This is a genomic window from Halomonas sp. ISL-56, from assembly GCF_018612805.1.
Classification (GTDB): Bacteria; Pseudomonadota; Gammaproteobacteria; order Pseudomonadales; family Halomonadaceae; genus Vreelandella.
Window position 1 is genome coordinate 64,389 of record NZ_JAGGRO010000021.1, and the last position, 26,112, is coordinate 90,500.

24 protein-coding genes are annotated in these 26,112 nt (G+C 54.6%); 5 read left to right on the forward strand and 19 right to left on the reverse strand.

Features of this window, described 5'->3' with window-relative positions; all coding sequences use genetic code 11:
* Positions 1–7: 7 nt before the first annotated feature.
* The 3 genes from apbC to cobA form a co-directional block, all read right to left on the reverse strand.
* Positions 8–808, reverse strand: a complete 801-nt coding sequence (gene apbC, locus J7J49_RS18270; RefSeq protein ID WP_064233513.1) for an iron-sulfur cluster carrier protein ApbC — start codon at positions 806–808, stop codon at positions 8–10.
* 176 nt (positions 809–984) lie between these two features.
* Positions 985–2,259, reverse strand: coding sequence for a coiled-coil domain-containing protein (locus tag J7J49_RS18275; protein WP_215094660.1), 1,275 nt, complete (start codon positions 2,257–2,259; stop codon positions 985–987).
* 205 nt (positions 2,260–2,464) lie between these two features.
* On the reverse strand, positions 2,465–3,286 hold the full coding sequence (cobA, locus tag J7J49_RS18280) for a uroporphyrinogen-III C-methyltransferase (RefSeq protein ID WP_215094662.1): 822 nt from the start codon (positions 3,284–3,286) through the stop codon (positions 2,465–2,467).
* Between the two features lie 245 nt (positions 3,287–3,531).
* Between cobA and J7J49_RS18285 the strand changes: the two genes are divergently transcribed.
* The 4 genes from J7J49_RS18285 to J7J49_RS18300 all read left to right on the forward strand — a co-directional run bounded on the left by J7J49_RS18285 (position 3,532) and on the right by J7J49_RS18300 (position 7,648).
* The gene (locus tag J7J49_RS18285; protein ID WP_215094664.1) at positions 3,532–4,434 is read left to right on the forward strand and encodes a GGDEF domain-containing protein; all 903 of its coding nucleotides are present in this window, start codon (positions 3,532–3,534) and stop codon (positions 4,432–4,434) included.
* Positions 4,435–4,464: 30 nt separating this feature from the next.
* Positions 4,465–4,803: a 4a-hydroxytetrahydrobiopterin dehydratase gene (locus J7J49_RS18290; protein ID WP_215094666.1), complete on the forward strand. Its 339-nt coding sequence runs from the start codon at positions 4,465–4,467 to the stop codon at positions 4,801–4,803.
* On the forward strand, positions 4,804–5,994 hold the full coding sequence (locus tag J7J49_RS18295; protein WP_215094667.1) for an amino acid aminotransferase: 1,191 nt from the start codon (positions 4,804–4,806) through the stop codon (positions 5,992–5,994). It abuts the gene before it with no gap.
* 169 nt (positions 5,995–6,163) lie between these two features.
* Positions 6,164–7,648, forward strand: coding sequence for an NCS2 family permease (locus tag J7J49_RS18300; protein WP_215094669.1), 1,485 nt, complete (start codon positions 6,164–6,166; stop codon positions 7,646–7,648).
* Here J7J49_RS18300 and J7J49_RS18305 read toward each other — a convergent pair.
* The 3 genes from J7J49_RS18305 to J7J49_RS18315 form a co-directional block, all read right to left on the reverse strand.
* The gene (locus tag J7J49_RS18305; protein ID WP_215094738.1) at positions 7,645–8,979 is read right to left on the reverse strand and encodes an MATE family efflux transporter; all 1,335 of its coding nucleotides are present in this window, start codon (positions 8,977–8,979) and stop codon (positions 7,645–7,647) included. The genes J7J49_RS18300 and J7J49_RS18305 overlap by 4 nt on opposite strands.
* A 94-nt stretch (positions 8,980–9,073) precedes the next feature.
* A complete protein-coding gene (locus J7J49_RS18310; RefSeq protein ID WP_215094671.1) occupies positions 9,074–9,658 on the reverse strand; it encodes a YceI family protein in 585 nt (194 codons plus the stop codon).
* Between the two features lie 79 nt (positions 9,659–9,737).
* Positions 9,738–10,304, reverse strand: a complete 567-nt coding sequence (locus tag J7J49_RS18315; RefSeq protein WP_064233506.1) for a cytochrome b — start codon at positions 10,302–10,304, stop codon at positions 9,738–9,740.
* A gap of 402 nt (positions 10,305–10,706) precedes the next feature.
* Here J7J49_RS18315 and J7J49_RS18320 point away from each other — a divergent pair, with 402 nt between their 5' ends.
* Positions 10,707–10,985 carry a hypothetical protein gene (locus J7J49_RS18320; RefSeq protein WP_064233505.1) on the forward strand — a complete coding sequence of 93 codons (279 nt, stop codon included), beginning with the start codon at positions 10,707–10,709 and terminating at the stop codon, positions 10,983–10,985.
* Positions 10,986–11,100: 115 nt separating this feature from the next.
* Here J7J49_RS18320 and J7J49_RS18325 read toward each other — a convergent pair whose 3' ends face one another.
* The 13 genes from J7J49_RS18325 to leuB all read right to left on the reverse strand — a co-directional run bounded on the left by J7J49_RS18325 (position 11,101) and on the right by leuB (position 26,106).
* On the reverse strand, positions 11,101–12,327 hold the full coding sequence (locus tag J7J49_RS18325; RefSeq protein WP_215094673.1) for an O-succinylhomoserine sulfhydrylase: 1,227 nt from the start codon (positions 12,325–12,327) through the stop codon (positions 11,101–11,103).
* Between the two features lie 12 nt (positions 12,328–12,339).
* A complete protein-coding gene (gene purF, locus J7J49_RS18330) occupies positions 12,340–13,860 on the reverse strand; it encodes an amidophosphoribosyltransferase (RefSeq protein WP_215094674.1) in 1,521 nt (506 codons plus the stop codon).
* 103 nt (positions 13,861–13,963) lie between these two features.
* Positions 13,964–14,539 carry a CvpA family protein gene (locus J7J49_RS18335; RefSeq protein ID WP_064233502.1) on the reverse strand — a complete coding sequence of 192 codons (576 nt, stop codon included), beginning with the start codon at positions 14,537–14,539 and terminating at the stop codon, positions 13,964–13,966.
* Positions 14,540–14,542: 3 nt separating this feature from the next.
* The gene (locus tag J7J49_RS18340) at positions 14,543–15,277 is read right to left on the reverse strand and encodes an SPOR domain-containing protein (protein ID WP_215094676.1); all 735 of its coding nucleotides are present in this window, start codon (positions 15,275–15,277) and stop codon (positions 14,543–14,545) included.
* Positions 15,264–16,622, reverse strand: a complete 1,359-nt coding sequence (gene folC / locus J7J49_RS18345; RefSeq protein ID WP_215094678.1) for a bifunctional tetrahydrofolate synthase/dihydrofolate synthase — start codon at positions 16,620–16,622, stop codon at positions 15,264–15,266. Before folC ends, J7J49_RS18340 begins: the two co-directional genes overlap by 14 nt.
* Positions 16,615–17,634, reverse strand: coding sequence for an acetyl-CoA carboxylase, carboxyltransferase subunit beta (accD, locus tag J7J49_RS18350; RefSeq protein ID WP_215094680.1), 1,020 nt, complete (start codon positions 17,632–17,634; stop codon positions 16,615–16,617). The genes folC and accD overlap by 8 nt, the downstream gene beginning before the upstream one ends.
* A gap of 95 nt (positions 17,635–17,729) precedes the next feature.
* The gene (gene trpA / locus J7J49_RS18355; RefSeq protein ID WP_215094682.1) at positions 17,730–18,533 is read right to left on the reverse strand and encodes a tryptophan synthase subunit alpha; all 804 of its coding nucleotides are present in this window, start codon (positions 18,531–18,533) and stop codon (positions 17,730–17,732) included.
* 24 nt (positions 18,534–18,557) lie between these two features.
* Positions 18,558–19,745 (reverse strand): tryptophan synthase subunit beta, encoded by a 1,188-nt coding sequence (gene trpB / locus J7J49_RS18360; RefSeq protein ID WP_171051224.1) that lies wholly within the window; start codon positions 19,743–19,745, stop codon positions 18,558–18,560.
* Positions 19,746–19,892: 147 nt separating this feature from the next.
* Positions 19,893–20,531, reverse strand: coding sequence for a phosphoribosylanthranilate isomerase (locus J7J49_RS18365; protein ID WP_215094684.1), 639 nt, complete (start codon positions 20,529–20,531; stop codon positions 19,893–19,895).
* A complete protein-coding gene (truA, locus tag J7J49_RS18370; protein ID WP_215094686.1) occupies positions 20,528–21,466 on the reverse strand; it encodes a tRNA pseudouridine(38-40) synthase TruA in 939 nt (312 codons plus the stop codon). The genes J7J49_RS18365 and truA overlap by 4 nt, the downstream gene beginning before the upstream one ends.
* A gap of 9 nt (positions 21,467–21,475) precedes the next feature.
* Entirely contained in the window at positions 21,476–23,557 is a 2,082-nt protein-coding gene (locus tag J7J49_RS18375) for a type IV pilus assembly protein FimV (RefSeq protein WP_215094688.1), read from the reverse strand.
* Between the two features lie 225 nt (positions 23,558–23,782).
* Positions 23,783–24,895, reverse strand: coding sequence for an aspartate-semialdehyde dehydrogenase (asd, locus tag J7J49_RS18380; RefSeq protein WP_064233494.1), 1,113 nt, complete (start codon positions 24,893–24,895; stop codon positions 23,783–23,785).
* 131 nt (positions 24,896–25,026) lie between these two features.
* Positions 25,027–26,106 carry a 3-isopropylmalate dehydrogenase gene (gene leuB / locus J7J49_RS18385; RefSeq protein WP_215094690.1) on the reverse strand — a complete coding sequence of 360 codons (1,080 nt, stop codon included), beginning with the start codon at positions 26,104–26,106 and terminating at the stop codon, positions 25,027–25,029.
* Positions 26,107–26,112: the final 6 nt, after the last annotated feature.

The following is a 26,112-nucleotide window of genomic DNA, read 5'->3' on the forward strand; positions in this document are numbered from 1 at the left end:
TTCGTTATCACTCACTAAAAGAAATAGTTGGGCCGTCGCCTTGATTCGCGCTAACCGCTTCAGCGACTTTTTTAGCGATAGCCGCAAAAGTCTGACTTACCGCCCCCTCAGGCTCAGAAACGACGCTTGGGCGTCCCGAATCAGTCAGCTCTCGGATGGAAAGCGTCAGCGGTAGTCGTCCAAGCACTTGCGTATCGTACTCCTGAGCGATGCTATCGCCACCGCCAGTACCGAAAATCGCCGCCTCATGACCGCAATTTTCGCAATGGTAAAGGCTCATATTTTCAACAACGCCAAGCACTGGCACGTTAACCTTACGGAACATTTCGATTCCTTTACGGGCATCTAACAGTGCAATGTCCTGTGGGGTAGTCACAATCACCGCGCCTGCCACCGGCACTTTCTGGGCCAAGGTCAGCTGGATATCGCCAGTACCTGGGGGCATGTCGATCAATAGAAAATCGAGATTATCCCATTGAGTCTGCGTCAGCATCTGCTGGAATGCGCCTACCACCATCGGCCCACGCCATACCATTGGCTCACGGGTATTAACCATAAACGCCATCGACATGGCCTGAATGCCATGGGCCTGGAGCGGAAGGAATTTGTCATTGCCTGCCGCCTGAGGGCGCACGCCCTCTTTAACACCGAGCATTTGCGCCTGGCTGGGCCCATAGATATCAGCATCTAGGACACCCACGCGATAGCCCTGTGCCGCCAACGCTAACGCCAAGTTCACGGTGACAGTGGATTTCCCCACGCCCCCTTTGCCCGATGCCACTGCAATAATATGCTTAACCCCATCCATTCAATGGCACTCCTCGTTTTATGCTGTTAACAACTGCATTAAGATTTGAGTGAATGATACGCCTCGTAGCCCCAATCATAAACCAACAACAAGAGGGCGGATGCCGGTTCCCCGTCATCCGCCCTCATTTTGCTAACGCGAAAGGTGCCTTACCTCATCGTCCTCTAGCCTACTAGTTAGCCCGCGTTTTGCTGCGACTCTTCGCCGCCATCGCTGTCATTGGCGCTCTCACTCGAAGAGCCCTCACTCGAAGAGCCCTCACTCGAAGAGCCCTCACTCGAAGAGCCTTCACTTGAAGAGCCTTGATTTGACGAACTCTCTTCTGTTGCTGACTCTTCAGCGCCACTGTTCTGTAAAGAGTTAGTCTGTGAAGAGTTAGTCTGTGCAGCGCTGTCCTGTGAAGACGAAGTGGCCTCAGCCGCAGACTGCTCTGCATCGGCCAAGCGACTGTCGAGAGTCGATAATTCATTGCGCCATTCACTTAGCTGACTCTCTAAACGCTCCAGTTGGCTTTCCCGCACCTCGATATCGCTCTCAACGCTAGCCACTTCTTCACGCCCCATATCCAGAGCAACCATGACGTCATCCAACTCACTGCGCACTTGGTTCAAGCTCTGCTCTTCCTCTTCGCGAAGCGCCGTCAGCGAATCAACATCATTTTGCAGTTCATCGCGCTCGCTGGTGAGTGAGTCGCGTTCACTTTTGAGCTCATCTAGCTCGCTTTGGGCAGTAGAAATCTCCTCCTCTAAGCCGCTTAGCTGTTCGTTAGCTTGGCTAATCTGTTCTTCAAGCGAAGATAACTCTTCTTGAGTGGCACCCAGCTCTTCAACCGCTTGCTGACGCTGCTGCTCAGCTTCCTGACGGGCGGCCTCAGCCTCCTGACGGGCTTCTTCAGCGCTCGTACGTGCCTCTTCAACTTGCTGGAGGGCGCTCTCCGCCTCATCACGAGTACTGGTGATCTCGTCGCGTTCCTCACGCAGTGAGCCCATCTCGCTCTCAGCGGTAGCTACCTGTTCATTAAGAGTGGCAATTTCTTCTTCCAACGCATCTCGCTCAGACTCAAGCTCTGCTAAACGAGACTCTACATCACTGACATTGCCCTCGGCGCTCTCAAGTGACGAGCGGGCCTCTTGCTGCTGCGCTTCTAGAGATGCCATCTCCTCCTGCAGCGCGGCTAAATTGGTTTCAGCTTCCTCGATTTCGCTGACACGCTGGCTCATTTGGTTATTTTCTTGCTCAGCGCTGGCGAGCTGCTCTTCTAAGCTATCCACGCGATCCTGGCGGGAACCTGCATTGGATTGCGCCATAATCGCCCAAATAACCGCAATAGCTGCGATACCGGCAATGGCTTTTACCCGGTTATCTTGGAAGAGGGTTTTCATGTCCGACTTTTTAGCCGGCTGTTGCTTGTTGGCTGGCGACTGGTGATCCGAGTGGTTTGCTTCCGACATTATGCTTTCCTCTATGGTCTAAGCTAACGTTTGTCCAAGCTAACGTTTATCCGAACTGACGATAATCAAGTACGTGGAAAATGCGCTAACCGTGAATGATCTCCCCCTTCAGCATACACAGCTCGCAGTATCTAGCCAGTATGTTTACAAAATCGTGTATAAATGTTGCCGCAGTGTTACCAACCAAGCGAAGATATTTATCATTTTAGTCTGATGAGGGATGCTTTCCCTCATGAAAGCCCGAAGCCTCTCCACTAAGCGCATCGAACCAATCCAGGGTGGTATGCAGCGACACTACGCTACCCACAATTAGCAGCGTAGGCGGTTTAATGTGGCCCGCCAAGAAAGTATCGGGCAGTGCAGACAGCGTACCTACATGGGTAAGCTGTTGGCGAGTTGTCCCCTGCTCAATTAATGCCAGCGGCGTGTCTGGCGCTAAGCCGTGCTTAACCAATGCTTGGCTAATCACTCTAACGCTGCCTAACCCCATATAAAACACCAGGGTTTGCCCTGGCCGTGCTAACGCATCCCAGTCAAGCTCACACTCACCCTGCTGCAAGTGGCCGGTAACAAAGCGCACCGACTGAGCGTGATCGCGATGGGTTAAAGGAATACCGGCATACGCCGCACAGCCTGATGCCGCTGTTACACCAGGAATCACTTCCACGCTCACTTTCGCCGCCACCAGCGCTTCAAGCTCTTCTCCACCACGGCCAAAAATAAACGGGTCGCCGCCTTTCAAGCGCACAACGCGCTTACCTTGCTGAGCCCATTTGACTAGCGCTTGATTGATGCCCTCTTGGGGAACGCTGTGCAGCGAGCGTGCTTTGCCCACATAAAAGCGCTGTGCCTGCGTGGGAATAAAGGCGACGATTTCATCGCTAACCAAGCGGTCATACAACACCACTTCAGCGGACTGAAGGCGCTTATACGCTTTTAGCGTTAACAACTCCGGATCGCCAGGCCCTGCGCCCACTAAACTTACCAAGCCGTATGGCTGAGACGTTTGCTCTCGTCCTGCTTCCAAGAAACCACCCCAGGAATAAAAAAAGTTTTTGATATGCAAAAAAGTAATTAATTTTACCACTAAAAGCCAATAACGCCTTGCCTGTTGCTTAGAATACAATCGAATATATATAAAAATAGAACATATATATTCTAAAAAAATATAGATAATAGCCATTTTGTCTGCAATGGCTTACATCCTGATTACGTATTTAGGGCTAATCTTCACGATCGAATTCAAATTGGCATATGTTTGGAGATTCACGCATGCCCGTGAATGATATAGACGCACCCGAGCAAGTCAGTGCAGACCACCTTGTTGCTCACATACCCGGCGTTATCTTTCAGTTTCACCGCGCTCGCAATGGCCATATGCGGTTCCCCTATCTAGAGGGCGGCGGCGCGGCTCTTAAACATATTGACCGCGACCTGCTCGCGCAAAATGCTGGCCAGCTGGTTGAGCAACTGACCGGCAACGACCACCCAAAGATAATGTCGGCGATCGAACGCTCGGCGCGCTGGATGCTGCCTCTCACTACGCGCTTTCGGCTACCATTTCCAAAACAAAAACCTCACTGGATTGCGGTTAGCGCCCAGCCAAAGCCCGTTGCCGACGGTGTTCAGTGGAACGGCATAATGATGGACATTAGCGATCAGGTTGGCGAAGAGCAGCGACTGCGTAAGCTATGCGACACAGACCCTCTGACCCAACTGCCCAATCGGCGCAAACTGATGATGCACTTAACCCATGTTGCATCGTTGAGCACCCGTCACGGCACTCCGCTCTCCATCATGATGATCGATATCGATCATTTTAAACGCCTTAACGATCGCTGGGGCCATCTGCATGGCGATGACGTTCTTAAACAGCTGGCAACTCACGCCCAGTCGCTACTGCGGTGTGAAGACATGATTGCCCGGCTGGGAGGAGAAGAGTTTATGGTCGTGCTGCCGCTCACACCGCTGCAGCAATGCCATGCACTTGCTGACCGCTTACGCCAAGCCATCAGTGTACGCGACTTTGGCATGGGGCCGGGCCAGGTGACGCTAAGCATTGGGGTTGCCGAGTATCGCTGTGGAGAACCCCTCACCAGTTTGATTGAGCGCGCCGACCAAGCGTTATATAGCGCTAAAGACGTTGGTCGCGACTGCGTTTGCCATCTACGCTAAAAGTAAATGCCACAGCGCAGGAGGAAAACGATGACCACGCTAGCCGACGCTATTTGCGAACCTTGCCGCAAAAATGCTCAGCCGCTAAGCAAAGATGAAGCCCAAGAGCGGCTAAAAAGCCTCAGCCAGTGGCAGATTGTCGAGCACGATGGCATCATGAAGCTGTCGCGACGTTTTAAATTCCGTGACTTTGCTAGCGCATTGGCCTTTACCCAACGCGTTGGCGATATTGCAGAGCAGGCGGGCCATCACCCCGTCATCATGACTGAGTGGGGCAAAGCCACCGTCACGTGGTGGTCTCACGCTATAAAAGGCCTGCATCTTAATGATTTCATTCTTGCCGCCAGAACCGACGAGGTAGCCAACTAAATGTTTGAGCATATTGAGCGAGTCCCAGGAGACGCCATTCTCGGGCTGATCGAAGCTTTCAAAAAAGATACCAATCCGCAAAAGGTGGACTTAGGTGTTGGTGTTTACCGCGATACCCAAGGCAATACGCCGGTTATGCGCGCCGTTAAGGAAGCAGAAGCTCGTCTGCTCAAGAATGAAACGACGAAAACCTATATTGGTTCTCACGGCGCGCCCAGCTACGGTGAAGTAGTCCTTCCCATGGTGTTTGGCGCCGAGTCACCTGTATTGAAAGCCAATCGTGCCAGCGCTACCCAGTCACCTGGCGGTACAGGCGCCCTGCGTCTAGCAGCCGACTTCATTTCCTCACAGTTGCCGGGCAAAGGTATCTGGGTAAGCGACCCAACGTGGCCCAACCACCACGGTATTTTCACCGCGGCGGGTATTGAGCTGCACAAGTATCCTTACGTTGATCCTGACAATCGTCTCGATTTTGACGGTATGCGAACAGCGCTAAAAAGCATTCCTCAAGGCGATGTGGTGGTACTTCACGCCTGCTGCCACAACCCTACCGGGTTTGATCTTTCCCACGACCAGTGGCAGGAAGTGCTGGAAATTGTCCGTGAACGCAAGCTACTGCCGCTGATCGACTTTGCTTATCAGGGCTTCGGCGAAGGTCTGGATGAGGACGCTTATGGCGTTCGTCTAATGGCGGAAAACCTGGATGAGGCGATCATCACCAGTTCCTGCTCCAAGAACTTCGGTATTTACTGCGAGCGTACCGGCTGTTTGATCATGGTCGCAAAAGACAGCGAGCAGATGGGTAACATTCGTTCCCAGGTCGCGATTGTTGCCCGGGAAAACTACTCAAACCCGCCTGCTCACGGCAGCGCTATCGTCAGCGAGATTCTCCACGACGCCGAGCTGACAGCGCTATGGCGTGAAGAGCTCACCGAAATGCGCGATCGTATTAATACTCTGCGTCGCGATTTCGTTGAAGCGCTGAAGCCCTACGGGCTGGATGAGAAATACGCCTGCGTAGCAGAGCAGCGCGGCATGTTTTCCTACACCGGCTTAACCCCGGAACAGGTAGATCGTCTGCGCGATGAGTTTGGCATCTACATGGTGCGCTCGGGTCGCGCCAACGTAGCGGGCTTCTCCCAGGAGAACCTGCCCTACTTGGCTAAAGCGATCGCCGCTGTCAACGACTAGGTAGCGTCCGAGCACTTAACAAGTACTACCGCACTACAAACGCCCAGGCCTTCCTGGGCGTTTTTGTGTGCTGAACGTTTTTGAGTACCGGGCGCTTGACCGATTAGTCAACTCTTCGGCACACTCAGTATTGCCTTGTATACAACACACCATAATCAAGAGGCCTAATATGGCGGCTGCCAGCACCCACTACCCCTGGTACAAAAAAGAAGACACCGACGCGTTCTTCGCTCTGTTTCAAAACAACATTGCCAACTTTGTGATTATCGCGATCACGATGCTGGGCATGGGATTCCCCTCCTCTATTGTATACGGCCAGGTGCTTCCGGGTGCTGCGGTAGCGGTAATGGTGGGTAACTTCTACTACGCGTGGAGCGCGGCAAGGCTGGCACGCAAAGAGAACCGTGCTGATGTCACGGCGCTCTCTTACGGCATTTCAACACCGGTCATGTTTGTGTTCTTGTTCGGCGTACTGCTACCCGCCAAACAGCTCACAGGTGATGCAGAAATGGCCTGGAAAGTAGCGGTGGCCGCCTGCTTTATCAGCGGCGCCATCGAAGCCGCCATCAGCGTGATTGGCCGCTGGGTGCAGTATCACCTGCCGCGTGCTGCCATGCTGGGCGCCGTTGCCGGTGTCGCCCTGACCTTTATCGCCGGTGAAATGCTGTTCAAAACCCTGGAAATGCCGATTATTGGTCTGCTGGTGTTAGCGATCATTATTGTGGGTCTGGTTGCTAGAGTGAGCATGCCGTTTAAGCTACCCACCTCGCTCTTCGCCATCATCGTCGGCACCGCCATGGCCTATTTGATTGGCGATGCCGGTACCGAGCGCTTCAGCGATGCATTTACCCACTTGGGCTTTTATCCGCTGCTTCCCAATCTGGCCTGGTTTGAAGGGCTGGGGTTACTGCTCACCAGTATGCTAGCGGTACTTACCGTGGTGCTGCCAATCACGCTCTATAACGCTATTGAGACGATGAATAATGTGGAGGCGATGGAAGCAGCGGGCGATAAGTACGATGTCCGCGAGTGTCAGGCAGTGGATGGCGCAGGAACTATGATTGGTGCCCTATTTGGCGGCGTGTTCCCGACCACGGTCTATATTGCCACCGTGGGGGCCAAATGGATGGGCGCAGGCCGCGGCTACAGCCTGCTCAACGGCGCGGTATATGCGCTGGCGACCATGTTCGGCTTAATCGCCGCCTTGGCCGCGATTATTCCCGTTTCGGTGGTCGCACCCATCCTGGTGTTTGTCGGTATGTCGATGATTGCCACCGCCTTTCAAGCTAACGACACGCGCTACTACCCCGCTGTGGCGCTGGCCATGCTGCCCTACTTCGCCAACTACGTAATGACGCGCTTTAACCGCGGGGCGGGCGAGGTCGTCACAGACATTTCCAGCGCCATTGTGGTGATGGGCCAAGGGGCCATGTTTATGGCCATTCTGCTCGGTGCTATGACCGTGTCGGTGATTGACCACCAGTTCCGGCGCGCGGCTGCCTTCGCGGCCATTGCCGCAGGCTTTTCCTTCGTTGGGCTGATGCATGCCCCGGAGCTATCGCTCAATGCCGCCCCTGAGTTCGTGATGGGCTACCTGGGTATGGCACTACTGTTTATCTACTTCTCTTTTCAAGAAGCAGGTCGACTGCGTTAATTGACGAATCCCGCCTGCCGATGCGGGCGGGACAAAATACGTCGCATAACTTGCCACGCCATAAAGCCCGCCAGCAGGTTACCCACGGCGGCGCCCGCCGCCAGCCCCCACCAACCGAATAACTGCGAGCCCAGCCATAGGCAGGGCAAATAGCAAATAAACAGCCGGGCGCTGGATAACAGCATCGCTCTCAGCGGCCAGCCTAATGCGTTGCCTGCTGACACAACCAGCATACAAATACCCAGCGCTGCGTAGCTGGGGAGTAAAAAGCGAATCAGCAGCGTGAGCTCGCTTTGCACGTCAGGGTTACCCGCTAATGCCATGGCTAGCCAGGGAGCCCCTAACGCTAGCACCACGCCAAGGCCTAGCTGCCAAGCTAGAGCGACCTTGACCGCCAAACGCATCAGCTGCTGTATCTGCCCCCAATCACCGGCGCCGTAGCAGCGTCCTAACCACGGTGGCAGCGACATGGTCATGGCCAGAATCACCATCAGCGAGAGCGTTTCCAAACGGCTCGCCAAGCCCCAGGCCGCTACTTCACTTTCACCCAGGCCCGCCACCACAGAAATAGCCAGCATCGCCGCCAAGGGTGGCATTAGTTGGCTGACCATAGCGGGAGCCGCAATGCCAGCAAACGGTCGCCACGACTGTTGTGCTTCTAACCACAGTCCCTGTTGCGATGCCCACTGGCGTTTGAGCAATTTGCGCGTGGTAACCAACAGCCCCACGGAAAAGGCAATCGCGGTTGCCCAGGCAGCACCCGGCAATCCCCAGCCCTGCCAATCGCCTACTCCAAAAATCAGCAGAGGATCGAGCGCAAGGTTAACGAGGCTACTCAGCACCATCATCTTGCCCGGTAAACGGGTATCCCCATGGGCGCGAAAGACGCTATAGCTAAAATAGAGCAGTGCCCCCAGCCAAGCTGATAGCAGCTGCGGGCCCCAATAAATGCGGATATACGAGAGCGTGGTTTGATCCGCCCCCAGCAGTTGAAAAATGGGCACATGAAATAGCCACAAAGCGATCGCTAACAGGCCGATAACCCCACCGCCAGCCATTAGCACCAAACTGCTTAAACGCCTTGCACGCTCCCCTTCTCCTGCGCCTAATGCCCGGGAAATAAGCGCGGCGATGGCGATACCCATGCCCACCTGAATGCCAATAATCAGAAAGGACAGCGGAAAGGTGAACGACTGCGCGGCGAGTGGCGCGGTACCCAAGCGGGCAATAAACGCACTATCAACAAGTTGAAAACCCAATAACGCCAACACCCCAATGGCCATCGGCCAGGTTTGGCGCCATAGGGTTATCGCCAACTCGCGTTGCTGCATATCAATTGCCAAGCCTACTCTCCTTTTATTCGCCTTTAACGCAAAAAACGCCACCACCCCTCCCAGGGTGGTGGCGTTTAATTAAAACGACGCTTTACTGACGAATGCCTTCAAACGTCACGTATAGCTCAAGCTCATGCATGGACTCAGGGAAGTCGCTCATATCAATGCCGTAATCGCCCAGGGTCAGCGTGGTGCTGCCTTCAAAGCCAGCGCGGTAGTTGCCCCAAGGGTCATCGCCTTCACCCATCAGCGTAACCGGCATTTCAATCTCTTGGGTTTCGCCGTGCAGGGTTAGATCACCGGTCAGCACACCTTCACTGTCGCCCGTTGACTCAAAGCCTGTTGAGGTGAACGTGGCGGTCGGAAACTCGCTGGCGTTGAGGAAGTCATCGCTTAAGATATGACGATCACGCTCGGCGTGGTTACTGGTCAGGCTATTAACCTGTACTTCGATTTCGGCAGAGGAGGCATCGAGGTTTTCAGGATCGTAAGCAAACTGACCATCAAACTCTTCAAAGCTACCCAGAATGTAAGAGAAGCCCAGGTGGGAAATTTTAAATTGAACGAAGGCATGCTGGCCTTCGGTATCGATTTGATAATCAGCTGCCTGAGCCTGGCTCAATGGTACCAGCGCCGCGGCGGCAATCGCAGTGGCAAATGCAGTCTTCTTTAACATGAATAACAACTCCTTGGGTTACTTAATAAACACCGTGACAGGCGGACATCGTCTTCACGGCGGTCAAAACGGATCTATCTTACGACTCTGAATCAGAGCGCATGCTATAAGCGGGGTTAAACATACGCACCAGCGTTGTGTGCTTGTCTAACCAATGGTGCTTAAGCGCTGCGAGCGCATGCCCACCGGCTAAAATCATTAGCGCCAAAGCACTGTACCAATGGATGTCTCCCGCCAAGCTTGCCTGATTGGGCAGATCAGATAACAGCGCAGGCACCTCGAACCAACCAAATACGCTGATACCACGCCCATCGGCGGTAGAGATCAAGTAGCCACTCACCATGACGCCTAATACAAGTACATAAAGAATAATGTGACCGAGATGAGCCGCAATAGTTTCCAAACGGCTACCCTCTGCACGAGGTGTCGGCTGGACGAAGCGCCATACCAAACGCGCCAGTGTGGCAAACAGCAGTAAGATACCAATAGAGCGGTGTACCCAGGGCCCCTGATTATACCAAGGGTCATAATAGCCCAGATCGGTCATCCACCAGCCCAATGCAAACAGTCCGATAATGGTCAGCGCACTTAGCCAGTGAAATAGAATACTGATCAATCCCCATCCGCTGCGACTGTTTCGCAACATTTTGCTATTCCTCATTTTATCTATGACTGCTTATTATCATGACTGCTTATTATCATGACTGCTTCTTATCCATGGGTACTTCAATTTCGCCAACGCGCTTATCAGAGCTTGGATTGCGCAATGCACCATGCTTTGAACCTTACCGCTACAGGCTACTGAAAACCTCTGAAAAAAGCAGAATATTTCATTCGTAAAAACCATTGAATAACCAGCTAACGATTTTTAACGAAACACCTTTCTGAAAAATTTACCGAAAAACCATTCTACAAAATCGAACAAATCCTGCAAGTTTAATCAATTTAATTATTTTGTTTGCACGCTTACTATTAGCGCATGTCCTAAGAGACATTGTGCAACAAGCTTAAAAGCTGCACACAAATTTTCTATTAGAGAGCGCCAATCATGAAAAAGATCACCCTTATCACCGCTATTGCCATGACGTTGACTTCTACTGCCGTTCTAGCTGAACAGGGCTCTGGCGAACTTAACCAGATTGTTCACCCTAGCTCTTCAGCGAATTACAGCACTGACACTTTGCACATGACGCCGGCTGATTTGCCTTTAGTTAACGGCGGTGCAGAGAATAACAGCGTTGTTGCTCCGAGCTCGCACATCAATCACTCTTCCAATAATGAAGACCAGATTGCGCTGTCAGACCTGCCCCACCGCAACGCTTCTTAAAACACAGAATGGTTCTTTGCTTGCACAGCATATGATCCATTAAGTTTCAGAAATACGAAAAACCCACCTTCATCAAAGGTGGGTTTTTCGTTAGCGCCGGATTGCTCACTATCAACTAGCCAGCGAGAACATCCAGGCCACGGGCAAGATCGCGCTGGATATCCTGCTGGCTCTCAAGGCCTACTGCCACGCGAATTAGCCCTGGCGTAATACCCGCCGCTTCTTTTTGCGTATCGGATAAACGGCCATGGGTGGTGGTCGCAGGATGAGTAATGGTGGTTTTTACATCACCTAGGTTACCCGTGATAGAGAGCATACGAGTCGCGTCGATCACCTGCCACGCACCCTCCTGGCCGCCCTTCACTTCAAAACCCAAAACGGCACCAAAACCTTTTTGCTGCTGTTTAGCCAAATCGTGCTGGGGATGATGTTCCAGACCGCTATAGAAGACTTGCGTAACCGCCGGGTGGGCATCCAGCCAGCGCGCCAGGGTCAAGGCGTTGTCACAGTGGGCATTCATACGCAGCGACAGGGTTTCCAGTCCCTTGGTAAAAATCCACGCGTTGAAGGGGCTAAGGCAAGGTCCACAAGTACGCACCACACCGAAAACTTCCTCAAGCAGTTTATGACTACCTACCACAGCCCCCCCGACGGCACGGCCTTGGCCGTCCAGATACTTGGTCGCCGAGTGAATCACCAAATCAGCGCCAAACGCCAGCGGCTGCTGGAGTGCCGGGGTAAGAAAGCAGTTATCGATGGCCAATAGCGCATCGTGACGCTTTGCCAACGCTGCAAGAGCCGGTATATCGGCAATTTCTGACAGCGGATTTGAGGGCGTTTCGGCAAATAGCAGTCTCGTTTTGGGGGTAATGGCAGCCTCCCAGGCAGAGAGGTTGGAAAGCTCAACATAGCGCGTGGTAATACCGAACTTACCAAAATATTTATCAAACAGACTCACCGTCGAGCCAAACAGCGACCGGGAAGCAACAATCTCATCGCCTGCTGACAGCAGCGCCAGCACGGTGGAAAGGATCGCCGACATACCTGAACTGGTGGCCACACAGCGCTCGCCACCCTCAAGAGCCGCCAGGCGGCGCTCAAAGGTATGCACCGTAGGGTTGGTAAAGCGCGAGTAAACGTTGCCCGGCTCCTGCCCACCGAACTTACGCGCCGCTTCAGCAGCGCTTGCGTAAACAAAGCTTGAGGTCGGAAATATAGGCTCCGAGTGCTCCTGCTCAAAGGTGCGCTGATGGCCCGCACGGATCGCCAGCGTCTCAAGTGACCACTCGTCCTGATGACTGTCTATCTGGTGACTGTTTTCCTGGTGATTATCATCATGCATAAGGCGTCTCTCCTAATCGTCCAGGTCATCGTCCTGATTGTGCATATCGACCAGGGCATGGTCACCGGCGCTTTGATCCTTGGCAGAATCATTGCGGCTAGCTTCCAGGGCGGCCAGGTAGGCGTCGTCGATATCACCGGTCACGTAGTTGCCGTCAAACACCGAGCAATCAAACTCTTCCATCTCAGGATTCACTTCACGGCAGGCCGCTTTTAGATCGTCCAGGTTTTGATAGAAGATGCGGTCAGCGCCAATCAGATCCCCCACTTCCGCTTCGCTACGGCCATGAGCTATCAACTCAGAGGCCGCGGGCATATCAATGCCGTACACGTTGGGGAAGCGAACCGGCGGCGCCGCCGAGGCGAAATAGACCTTGCGCGCCCCGGCATCGCGGGCCATCTGAATAATTTGCTTGCAGGTGGTGCCGCGCACAATAGAGTCGTCTACGAGCAGGACGTTTTTGCCCTTAAACTCAACGTCGATGGCATTCAGCTTCTGACGTACCGATTTTTTACGCTGGGTCTGCCCCGGCATAATAAAGGTGCGACCAATATAGCGGTTCTTCATAAACCCTTCGCGATAAGTCACACCCAAATGCTGCGCCATTTCAAGGGCGGAGGTGCGCGAGGTATCGGGGATAGGAATCACCACATCAATATCGTGATCCGGCCACTCGTTGAGAATGCGGTCGCCCAGCTTACGGCCCATCTGCATCCGGGTGCCATACACATAGGCGCCGTCCAACAGTGAATCCGGACGCGCTAGATACACGTGCTCAAAAATACACGAGCGCAGCTGCGGACGATCCGCGCACACCTGCGTATGAATATTGCCTTCGATATCGACAAAAATGGCTTCGCCCGGCGATAGATCACGTTCAAGCTCGAAACCGCCGACATCCAGGGCAACGGATTCGGAAGCGATCATTACCGCTTGGCCGTTTTCTTCTTCGCGGGTACCAAACACCACCGGGCGAATACCGAAAGGATCACGGAATGCCACCATACCGAAGCCGTTAATAATTGCCACCGCGGCATAGCCACCTTTACAGCGACGGTGAACTCGACGCACGGCGTCAAAGATATCTTCCGCTTCCAGGTGCAAGCCCTGCTTGCCCAGCTCGTGGGCAAACACGTTGAGCAGCACTTCGGAATCGGAGCTGGTATTGATATGACGCAGATCGGTGGAGAACAGCTCCTGCTTCAACTGCTCAGAGTTGGTCAGGTTGCCGTTGTGCGCCAGCGCAATGCCGTATGGAGAGTTCACATAGAACGGCTGCGACTCGGCTTCGCTGGAAGAGCCTGCCGTTGGGTAACGCACGTGACCAATGCCTAGATTACCTTTTAGGCGTGCCATATGGCGGGTGTGAAAAACATCACGCACCAAGCCGTTACTCTTGCGCAGTAGGAAGCGTCCCTCGCTCCATGTCATCATGCCGGCAGCGTCCTGGCCACGATGCTGAAGTACGGTCAGGGCATCGTAGATTCCCTGATTTACCGCCTGCTTGCCCAGAAGGCCCACTATACCGCACATTCACGTTACCTCGCTTAATGCCATGGCTTGTTTAAGTCACTTACCTAAGTCACCTAACTATGCAAGCCCGAACGTTCGTAGAATCAACTTCTTCAGTAACAGGTCAATCACCTGTCGGGATAACTTCTCGCTCTGCCGCACCAGGCATGCGCAGTTCGGGTAGAGAAATGTCGCGCAGTGACGCTGGCGCCTCAGGTAGCTCACGATCCCACTGGTCTAACTGGCTCACCGCCCAATCGCGCAACTGAATAAAGGTGGGCCGCAGCTCCGCCTGTTGCCACGCCTGCAGCTCCGCCAGCGGCGTAAGGGTAATCAGCACGGTGGCAATAAGCAAAATAACCGCCCCGCGGGCAACGCCAAAAGCGGCCCCCGCCACGCGGTTCAAAAGCCCCATGCCCACCCACTCAATCGCGGCGTGCACTAAGCGAATCACGATGCCGCAAAGCAAAATAACGGCAAAGATCACAAGTATAAAAGCGAGTACCAGGCGGGCATCAAAGCTTTCGATAAACCCGCTCATCAGCTCGGCCACCGGCTCGGCGAGCACTCGGGCAACCATTAACGCCACCACCCAGGCGGCCAAACCCAACGCTTCGCGAACAAATCCTCTGACGAATCCGGCTAGCATCGACAGCGCCAGCACGGCTAAGAACAACGCGTCAATCCAGGTTAACGCCATGGGTTAGTCTCTTACCCGCACAAGCAGGCCCTGCACATTGGCCCGCTGTTTAATCGAAGACATGGCGGACTCGCCCTCTTCCGAGGTGGCATAAGGGCCCACAAAGACAGTGGTCATATTGTTATCGCGCTGACGCTGATAAACAGTAAAGCCCTCACCAGAAAGCTGTTCGCTTAGGCGCTGCGCATTACCGGGCTCACCAAAACTGCCAACCTGAACGGCCCACTCTCCCTGAGCGCTGGATGAGGGGCTCGGTGCGCTAGATGACGAGCTTTGCGACGTACTTTGTGAAGAGCTTTGTGACGAGCTTTGTGAAGAGCTCTGCGACGTGCCTCCAGCGTTGCTTTGAACACTGCCGCTATTGCTGGCGATTAAGTCCGCAATAGGGTCGCTATTGGAGCTGGCTGGGGCTTCATCCGGTTCACTGGAGCCCGCCGCTTCAGGGCGGGAAGACGAAGCCGCGATTTGATCGGTTTCCGGCAACCGCGGATTGGCGTCAATAGGGATATCGCCCTCGTCACCCTCTCCCTGTGGGGCCGATAATTCACCAATGGTTGCAGGCCGTTCCGGTGCAGGAACGTCACGGCGCTCAACTTCAACCGGCTGCTCAATTACAAAGCTCGGCTGGGGGCGCTCTTCTCTCGGCGCGGGGTCACTCATTAACCACGGCACAAAGATCGCCAGTAACGCGAGTAGAATCACAATGCCGCTAATGCGTTCCGTTTTACCGTATTTCATTTTCGTCTCCATCAAGCGACGCAGCGCCTGTTGGCAGTGGTCGAGCTAACAGTGCCGCGACTGTAAAGAACGACCCGGTGGCCAAGACACGATCATTGGGCGTTAACATTTGCGCGAGCCAATCGACGCCTGCTTGCGGCGAATCCGCACAAAAATGCACCCGCCCTCCCTGAGCAATAATACGTTGCGACAACTCGCTTGCCTGGCAACCTCGCTCCCCACTCAGCGACACGCATACCCAATCACCAATGCGGGACGCTAACGTTTTTATGACACCGTCAATATCCTTATCATTCAACATGCCGATAAGCCCCCATTGACGACCACCTTCCGGCGGTGATGGCAAATGGCGAACGACATATTCGGCGGCATGAGGATTATGCCCCACGTCCAGGCACCAGGATCCAATCCATTGCATCCGTCCTGCCAACTGCACCGAACCAAGCGCTGCTTGCACAGGCGATTTTTCTAACTCAAGCCCGGCAAGTAAAAGTGCCTGCAAAGCCGTAGCGGCGTTATCGATAGGCAGTCCGGGATCTGCGAGCTCATCAATCACGACGCGCTGGCCATCCGCATGCTGCCCCTGCCAGCGCCATTGGCAAGCCTCACCCGCCATCGCCTGATGGGTGAATTGCTGGCCCAAACTAAACGTGGGCGCGGCAAGCACCTGGGCACACTCAGCAACGCTTTCCGGCAACGTTTGACTACCTAACACGGCGGGCCGATTGGGACGAAAAATACCGGCTTTTTCACGCCCTATCTGGGCTAAGTCGGTGCCCAAGAAGTTAGCGTGATCCTGAGCAATGGTGGTGACGATAGCCACATCCGCATCAATGATATTGACCGCGTCAAGCCGGCCACCCAGACCGACTTCAAGCACTGCAAGATCAAGCTTGGCATTCGCCAGGCACCATAGCGCGCATAGCGTGCCAGCTTCAAAATAGGTCAGACTTATTTCACTGCCCTGCAAACGCGCGCGCTCCACCTGCTCAAACCCCTGCACAAGCAGTTGGTCCTCGGCTTCCTGGCCGTCGATTTTAACGCGTTCGTTGTAGCGCAATAAATGGGGGGAAGTGTAGGTACCCACGCGCCAACCATGGGCACGGGCAATACTATCAATCATGGCAAGGGTTGAGCCCTTGCCATTGGTACCTGCCACTGTAATAACACAAGGGGCGATGGGGCATGAAAGCAGCCCCATACGTTTTGCCACCTGTGAGACCCGCTCTAGGCCCAGCTCGATCCCCACCGGGTGCAGGGTTTCCAAATGCTCAAGCCACTGTTTTAAAGAATATAGCGGCACAGAAGACGGCTGGAGAGCGTGTGGTTCTAGAGAGTCAGGCATTGCGTGAATTATCATCACTCTTAACGGAAGCGGCGTCCTTCTTGGTCGCATCGACCTTGTCAAAAGTGACGTTAGCAGTGTCCGCTAAGCTAGCTTCTTCAACGATCGGCTCAACCACTTCAGCATCATCAGGGGTTATCGAAGTATCCAGCGTCGCTTCGTGGTGCGTTAGCTTACGCAGCACGCTGCCCACGCGGGCACGCATTTCATGGCGATGGACGATCATATCAACGGTGCCGTGCTCAAGCAGAAATTCGCTGCGCTGAAAACCTTCTGGCAAGGTTTCACGCACCGTTTGCTCGATAACCCGCGGGCCTGCGAAACCAATCAAGGCATTGGGTTCGGCAATATTCAAATCACCCAACATCGCCAGCGAGGCGGAAACACCACCAAAGACAGGATCCGTGAGCACCGAAATGTACGGCACCCCCGCTTGCTTGAGCTTTTCGAGCGCGGCCGACGTTTTGGCCATCTGCATCAATGAAAACAGCGCTTCCTGCATGCGTGCACCACCGGAGGCGGCAAAACACACCAGCGGGATATTCTCATTCAGGGCCAGGGTAGCGGCGCGAATAAATTTCTCGCCGACGACCGCCCCCATTGAGCCACCCATAAAGGTGAACTCAAAGGCAACGGCGACCACCGGTAGACCATCCAACTCACCGCGCATAGCAACCAGCGCATCTTTCTCGCCGGTGTCTTTTTGCGCCGCGGTCAGGCGGTCTTTGTATTTTTTAGAGTCGCGGAACTTCAATCGATCAACAGGCTCGATTTCCGCCGCAATTTCTTCGCGTCCTTCTTTATCCAAGAACCAGTCCAAGCGTTTGCGTGCCGTCAAGCGCAGGTGATGATCGCACTTGGGACAGACACTGTTATGTTTCTCTAGCTCAGGGAGGTAGAGAACCGCTTCGCACTTGGGACATTTACGCCAGAGGCCGTCGGGCACGCTAGCGCGACGGTCTTTACGCTGGATACGACCCATGGAGGGTACGATCTTGTCTAACCAGCTCATATCAAAAAGGCTTCCGTTATACGTCAACGCCTGGAAAAAACCAGGCTTGATGAGTGTCGTTAATCTATTCAGTATAGGCGATAAAGCATTTCGCTTTAGGCATCCATCGCCGTACGCATCTCTGCTAGTACACTTTTCAACTGACCCGCAATGGTTTCCGGCGCATCGGCGCTTTCGGCAATACGGTTAACCAAAGCACTGCCTACAATCACACCATCGGCGACTTTAGCGACTTCCGCAGCGGTCACACCATCGCGAATGCCGAAACCAACACAGAGGGGTAAATCGGTCATCCCCCGCAGCGGCGCCAAGTGCTCGGCTACATCGTCTGCGTTGAGGGTGGCGGCTCCGGTCACGCCTTTCAGCGAAACATAATAGAGATAGCCTTCACCATGGGCGCATATTGTAGCGGCACGCTGATGCGAAGTGGTAGGCGCAACGAGAAAAATCGCGGCTAAATCCCGTGATTTCAGCAGTGGTCCAATCTCATCAGCCTCTTCCGGAGGCATATCCACTATCAGAACGCCGTCTACGCCCACACTGGCGGCTTGATCGGCAAAGTTTTCGTAGCCAATTCGCTCAATAGGATTCAAGTACCCCATCAGCACCACCGGCGTGGTGGTATCGGTTTGGCGAAATTCTTTGACCATCTGCATAAGGTCAACCAGCCGCGTACCCTGCTTTAAGGCACGCTCACAGGCTTTTTGAATCACCGGGCCATCGGCCATGGGATCGGAAAAAGGCACGCCTAGTTCAATGACATCGGCGCCCGCCTCCACCAGGGCATGCATAAACCCTACGGTGTACTGCGGCGCTGGATCCCCGGCGGTGATATAGGGGATCAGGGCCTTACGACCCTGCTGCTTAAGTTCACTGAAACGCTGATCAATACGGTTCATGCTCGCCCTTAAAAAAAGCTGCCCTTAAAATTCGATGCCGTCAATCTTAGCAACGGTCATGATGTCTTTGTCGCCACGCCCGGAGAGGTTGACCACGATATGTTGGTCAGGACGCATGGTGGGCGCCAACACCTTGGCATGAGCCAGCGCGTGAGCTGACTCAAGGGCAGGCATAATGCCCTCCATATGGGTCAGCTCGCGAAACGCTTCCAGCACTTCTTTATCGTTTGCCGCCACATAGGAAACCCGACCCACATCCTTCCACAGCGCATGCTCAGGGCCTACGCCCGGATAATCCAGACCAGCCGAAATCGAGTGAGTATCAGACACCTGCCCGGCTTCATCTGACATTAAGTAGGTGCGGTTACCGTGCAGTACGCCGCGGGGGGCATTGGATGCCAGCGGCGCCGCATGACGGCCGGTTTCCACGCCATCACCACCGGCTTCGACGCCGTACATGGCCACGTCGTCATCTTCCACAAACGGGTAGAACAGACCCAAGGCGTTGGAGCCACCGCCCACACAGGCAATCAGCGCATCGGGTAGACGACCGATCTGCTCCAGCGACTGACGTCGCGCTTCACGCCCCACCACCGCATTGAAATCGCGCACCAGCAGTGGATAGGGGTGCGGGCCCGCCACGGTACCAATGATATAGAAGGTATTATCGACGTTGGTGACCCAGTCGCGCAGCGCCTCGTTCATGGCGTCTTTAAGTGTGCGTGTACCGGACTCCACCGGAATCACTCGCGCGCCCAGCAAGCGCATACGATAGACATTGAGCTTTTGACGCTGGACGTCTTCAGCGCCCATATAAACGTCGCACTCAAGCCCTAAACGAGCGGCTACCGTCGCCGAGGCAACGCCATGCTGGCCCGCCCCGGTTTCAGCGATAATGCGCGGCTTGCCGGTTTTTTTAGCCAGCAGTGCCTGGCCGATGGTGTTGTTGACCTTGTGAGCGCCAGTATGATTCAGGTCTTCGCGCTTCAACCAAATCTGTGCGCCGCCAAGGCTCGCCGACCAGCGTTTGGCGTGATAAAGCGGTGACGGGCGCCCCACGTAATGGGCAAGGTCGTAATCAAACTCGGCCTGGAAATCGGGGTCGTCACGCAGGCTTAAGTAGGTTTTCTCCAACTCTTCCAACGCAAAGCTGAGAGTTTCTGACACGAACCGACCGCCGTAGGGGCCAAAATGACCACGGGCATCCGGCATTCGGGTCAGATCGCTAAATTTAGTCTTCGGAGCAGGCGTCGCAGAAACTGTCACAGAGATACCTCACAAGATCGCCAGAACAGGCAAACAATAAATGAACTCACTAATAACGCAGCAGATTCAGTACAGGTATCTGCGCGGCGTACTTTAACGAGCGTCGGCTAACGCTACATAACGCACAAAAGACGCCATCTTGTCGGCATCTTTACAGCCGTGGGAAACTTCAATACCGCCGGATACATCGACTGCATAAGGTGCTACCTGACGCACAGCATCAGCAATGTTATCAGCACTCAACCCACCGGCGAGGATAACAGGTTTTGCAAGATTTGCGGGGATTCTCGACCAATCAAAGGTCTCCCCGGTGCCCCCCGGCGTTCCCGGTCGATAGGCATCTAACAATAGCGCCTGGGCCTGATGGTAGCGTTGTGCCTCATGGCCTAGATCAATCTCATCGCGCATACGCAGCGCTTTCATCCAGGGTAGCGCAAAGCGCTGGCACTCATCCGGCGTTTCATTGCCGTGAAATTGGAGCATATCCAGATAGGGCAAGCACTGCTCAATGAACTCCGCAGGCTGATCCACGAACAACCCCACGCGAGTCACAAAGGCAGGCACCCGGGCGGACAGCGCGGCCAGCTGCTCAACCCTCACGCTACGCGAGCTTTTCGGCCACATGACGAAACCCAAGGCGTCCACGCCCAGCGCCACGGCGCGGTCAATATCCTCACCTCGCGTAAAACCACAGAACTTGATGCGGGTACGGGTTAGCTCAGTAGCACTCATGACGACGCCTCCTGTTCAGTAGTCGCTGCCGGATTACGCAGCGAGCGATTGCGCCGATAGGCCACCCGCGGCGTATCAGGAAGCTCACGCTCTCCCGTCCATTCACCGGTAAACGAGAGCAGATGGGGCCCCAGCGGCTCTTTTGGCAGGTCAAAGCGCTCATCGTAAACCGAATCGACAAAGTGCAGCCCGCAGGCGGGTGCCGTAACGTCACCTTTGCGACGGTTTTTAAGCGCTAAAAGTTCACCAATATAAGCTTCATCCTGAGCACCGCGTCCGACACTTACCAGTGCCCCGGCGATGTTACGAATCATATGGTGCAAAAACGCATTGCCTTGAATATCGATCATCACCAGTTGACCGTAACGCTTTACGTCAACAAAGTGCATATGCCGCCAGGGGGTTTTGGACTGACAGCCCGCGGCGCGAAAGCTGGAAAAATCGTGCTCCCCTACCAGCGCCTGGGCGGCTCGGTGCATGGCATCGGCGTCTAATGGGTCGCGACACCAGGTCACATTGGCCCGCTCCAATACCGGGCGACTAATCTGGTTCAGCAGCACGTAGCGATAACGACGCCCCAAGGCACACAAGCGTGAATGGAAGTCGTCTCCTACGGGCTTTACCCAGCGCACGGCGATATCGCGGGGTAAATGGGTATTAGCGCCAAAGATCCAGGCTTTTTCGGAGCGCCCAACCGGTGGGTCAAAATGCACAATCTGACGTGTCGCGTGCACACCCGAGTCGGTGCGGCCACTGGCACTTACCTGGATGGGCTCGTTGGCCACCTTGGACAGCGCATCTTCTAATGATGCCTGAACCGATGCGGCGTGGTTTAAGCGCTGAAAGCCGCAGTAACGGGTACCGTCGTACTCGATACCCATTGCCAAGCGGCCGGTAAGCGGAATTTTTTCATCGAAGTGATAGAACAGCGTCATCAAGCCACATCATGTTGAAGATTTTGAAGGATCGCTATTATCCAGCCCTCGCGGCTTGAATGCTACCTCTTCAATTTCCCACTCCTCTTCAACTGGCCGACGCGGCTGACTAGCAGGTGGCACCGGCTCTGCATGCGGCTCACTGGTGAACTCTACCGTGGGCTGCATGGGCGTTTCGCTGCGCAGGTTATCTTGTCTGCCTGAAAAGCTATTTGAAGGGCTATTTGAGGGGCTATTTAAGATCGGCGGGTGGTAATCGATAAAGCGATGGCCTGGACCCTCGGCTGTTTCAGGGGCAGACCCGGTTTGCTGCACAGCCGCCACTGGCTCAGACGCGGGTAAACCCGCAGCGATAGAAGCCAGCAGTTGGCTCATAGGCGCGGCACTCGGCGGTGGTGCTAATGAAACGCTTTCAGAACTATCAGTGGCCACAGCATGCAGCCCAAGCCGCCGCTGACGCCCCTGCTCTGCCAGCCCGGATGCCTGGCTTTTATGATAGCGAAGCGTGTCATCTTGCGCTGGCGGCTGCGCTTTATCGTCAACCAGCCATTGGTCGGTATCTATTGATAGCTCGTCATTAGTAGCAGGAATAGCGATTTTAGTCTTGGGCTCTGGTTCGTGGTCAAACGCGACTGATTTGCCGCTGTCATTATGGGGCTCGCCCACTGCATCATTATTGGGTTGGTTTGGAGTCGCGACAACCACACCCTCCGGCATAGGCGTCACCTTGGGCGCCGCGCTAGGCGACACCGTTGGCTTCACCACTGGCTCAACAAGCGGGGCCTCATCCCAGGTCTGTTCCCGGCGCTTACGTAGCCACACTAATAGCGCTACCAGCAGTGCAATGGTCGCCAACGCCAGCGGCCACTGGTAACGTTCAATTAAAGCCGCCATGCCCGGGCTATCCGCCTCATTCCTGTCAGTAACGCTCCTGCCTGTATCAATTAAAGTTTCAGCGAGTGGCTCTGGCGACGACTCTTGAACCGCCAATGCCTCGCTTATCGCCTGGGTCAGCGAGGCGACTTCACCACGCAGTTCATCAAGCTCTGAGCGCATCAACTTACGCTCTTCAAGCACCTGCTGAAGCGTCGCTTGACTAAGGCGCAGTTGCTCGGTCAGCTCTGCACGAGTTAACGCTTCCGGCTCACCGGGTTCTGAACCGTCTGGCACGACCGTTTCCAAACCGCCAGCGGCAAGCGCGCTATCAAGTTGACGAGAACCATTAGCCTGGAGGGTTTGTACGGCCGCTATGGCGGCATCAGCAACAGGTGCGGCTTCAATCGCCGGTAGCGGCACTGCCTGCAACGATCCATTGCGGCGCGCCTGCCAGGCTTCATTCATGGCTTTAATCGCAGCGTCGGCATCGGCATGAGAACGTGCCAGTATGCGTTGAGCGTCAGGCACTTCTAGCATTCTGCCAGCGCGCATGTCGTTGATATTGCCTGAAGGAAAGACCTCTGGGTTGGCCTCCAGTAGCGCGACCATCATCTGCTGGACACTTGTCTTGTCAGGCTTAATACGTTCGGCAACACTCCATAGCGTATCGCCACTGCCAATATAAGTGCTACTGGCATTGCCGTGGACGCCAGCGGACGCTGCAGGCCTGGCTTCAGCAACTGGGGTGGCAACCGCTGAGGCACTAGCGGTTTGCCTCTGGCCCTGTGGCAACTGACCCTGTTGCAACTGACCTTGTTGAGAATAGCCCTGGGGGTCAAACAGCAGTGTGATATCGCGTAATTGTTGCCCGCCTGGATATTCAACCGTTAACAGCAAATCAAGCCAGGGCTCTTGCATCGTTTGATCAGAACTTAAGCGCACCTGTCGCTGGCCCTGACGCTCCACCACCTGAGTACGAACACTGGCAGCTAACGGCGTCCACTCAAGGCCTGCTGTTACGAAATCAGAGCGGTCGGCAATGACTACACGAATATTGTCTAGCGCATAATCACTGCTTTCCAATAGCGGGATCGAGGCATCTAAAGGAGCATTCAGATACGAGCTGACACTCGCCTGCCCTAAGCCAACGGCTAGCACAATAGGACTCACTGAACTCAACGAGAGCCATGCAATCCATGTCAGTGTTTTTTTCATGAATGTACCCCGATCGCCTACTTATTTTAACTATCGCTTAGTTACTTTTAACTATTGATACCAGATTATTGTATTACGCGTGTTTTATCATAACTTAACGAAATAGCGCGTTTTTTCCCACTAACGTGGTAGATAAGGGCGAAAAAAAACGGGAAGCTGCGAACAGCTTCCCGTTTTCGACTGGCGTACTAGATGACGTGCTAAATAACGTACTACAACAAACAATTACTGTTCGCGCAGGATCTTCAGCATCCGCTTCAGCGGCTCTGCGGCGCCCCACAGCAACTGGTCACCCACGCTGAATGCTGAGAGGTATTCCCCCCCCATTTGCAGCTTACGCAGACGGCCAACTGGCACTTGCAGCGTACCTGTGGAAGCCGCAGGCGTTAGGCCAGCGATGGTGGCGTCTTTATCGTTAGGAATCAACTTGACCCACTCGTTGTGCTTGGCGATGCGGTCTTCGATCTCATCCAGCGGCACATCGTGCTTGAGCTTGATCGTGAATGCCTGGCTGTGCGAACGCATAGCGCCGATACGCACGCACAGACCATCGATGGGGATCGGGTTGTTGTCGAGGCCAAGAATCTTGTTGGTCTCAACGCTGCCCTTCCACTCCTCGCGGCTCTGTCCATTATCTAGCTTGGTATCGATCCAAGGTAGCAAGCTACCCGCCAGCGGCGCGGCAAAGTTATCGGTCGGGAAGTCACCGCTGCGCATGGCTGCCGTTACTTTACGATCGATATCCAGAATCGCGCTGGACGGGTCTTTTAGCTCTTCGCCCACGCTATCGCGAAGCTGGCCCATTTGGTTGAGCAGCTCGCGCATATGCTTGGCACCGGAGCCAGAAGCCGCTTGATAAGTCATGGAAGTCATCCATTCGACCATATCGGCTTCGAACAAGCCGCCCAGACCCATCAACATCAAACTTACGGTGCAGTTGCCGCCTACAAAGGTTTTAGCGCCTTTGGCTAGCTGATCGTCAATGACCTTGCGGTTGACGGGATCCAGCACGATGGTCGCTTCATCTTCCATACGCAGGGTACTGGCGGCGTCGATCCAGTAACCCTTCCAGCCTGCGCTGCGCAGATCCTTATAGACCGGCTTGGTGTAATCACCGCCCTGACAGGTGACGACAACATCCAGCGCTTTGAGCGCTTCGATATCAAAGGCGTCTTTCAGCGGAGGCACGTCTACACCGATGTCGGGACCGGGCTGACCAACCTGGGAGGTGGTGAAGAATACCGGCTCAATGCCGTTAAAATCACCATCTTCCTGCATGCGCTGCATGAGCACTGAGCCCACCATACCGCGCCATCCCACGAAACCGACTTTCAACATATGAAGCCCTCCTGCAAAGAATGAGTCCCTGTATTATACACACTTCTTTACGGTGATTTTGAAACCGCCCAGAGCGGCTCCATGATAACGAAAGAGTAAACAAGGGCGCCGGGGTAGCCCGAAGACTTCTCTCACTGCTTTGAAAACGCCGCTAACACGGCATCGCCCATGGCATCGGTGCCGATGGTTTGCATGCCCTCTGATGCAATATCAGCGGTGCGCAGGCCGTCATCCAGCACACTGCCCACAGCGGCTTCAATACGCTCTGCCATGGCATTCTCATTCAGCGAGTAGCGTAGCATCATAGCCACCGAAAGCATCATCGCCAGCGGGTTAGCCACGTTTTGACCGGCGATATCTGGTGCACTGCCGTGGCATGGCTCGTACATGCCCTGCCCGCTCTCGTTTAATGATGCAGAAGGCAGCATACCGATGGAACCGGTCAACATCGCAGCGGCATCGGAAAGGATATCGCCGAACATATTGCCAGTGACCACCACATCAAACTGCTTGGGCGCACGCACCAGCTGCATGGCGGCGTTATCCACGTACATATGGGAAAGCTCGACATCCGGGTACTCCGGCGCCAAACGCTCCATCACTTCACGCCACAAAATGGTCACTTCCAATACGTTGGCTTTATCTACCGAGCAGAGCTTCTTACCGCGCTTTTGGGCCATTTCAAAGGCAACACGGCCGATGCGCTCAATCTCGCTCTCGGAGTAGATATAGGTGTTAAAACCCACCCGCTCGCCGTTGCGCTCTTCAATGCCTCGGGGCTGACCGAAATAGATGCCGCCAGTGAGTTCGCGGACGATCATGATATCCAAACCCGCTACCAGCTCAGGTTTCAGACTGGAGGCACTGGCCAACTGCGGGTAGAGCATAGCCGGGCGCAAATTACCGAACAGACCCAGGTTTTTGCGCAGCCCCAGCAGGCCTTTTTCCGGGCGCTTGGCGAGGTCTTCAATCTTATCCCACTTGGGGCCACCCACCGCACCCAACAAAATAGCGCTGGCGGCTTTGGCTTTTTCCAGAGTTTCCGCGGGCAGCGGCTCGCCATGAACATCGTAGGCAGAACCACCCACTAGCCCTTCTTCGACGTCAATATCCAAGCCCGCTTCCTGGCACGCCTTCAACAAACGTGCCGCTTGAGCGGCAATCTCGGGGCCAATACCGTCACCCGGCAGCAATAAAACCTTATGCGTCATGCTGAA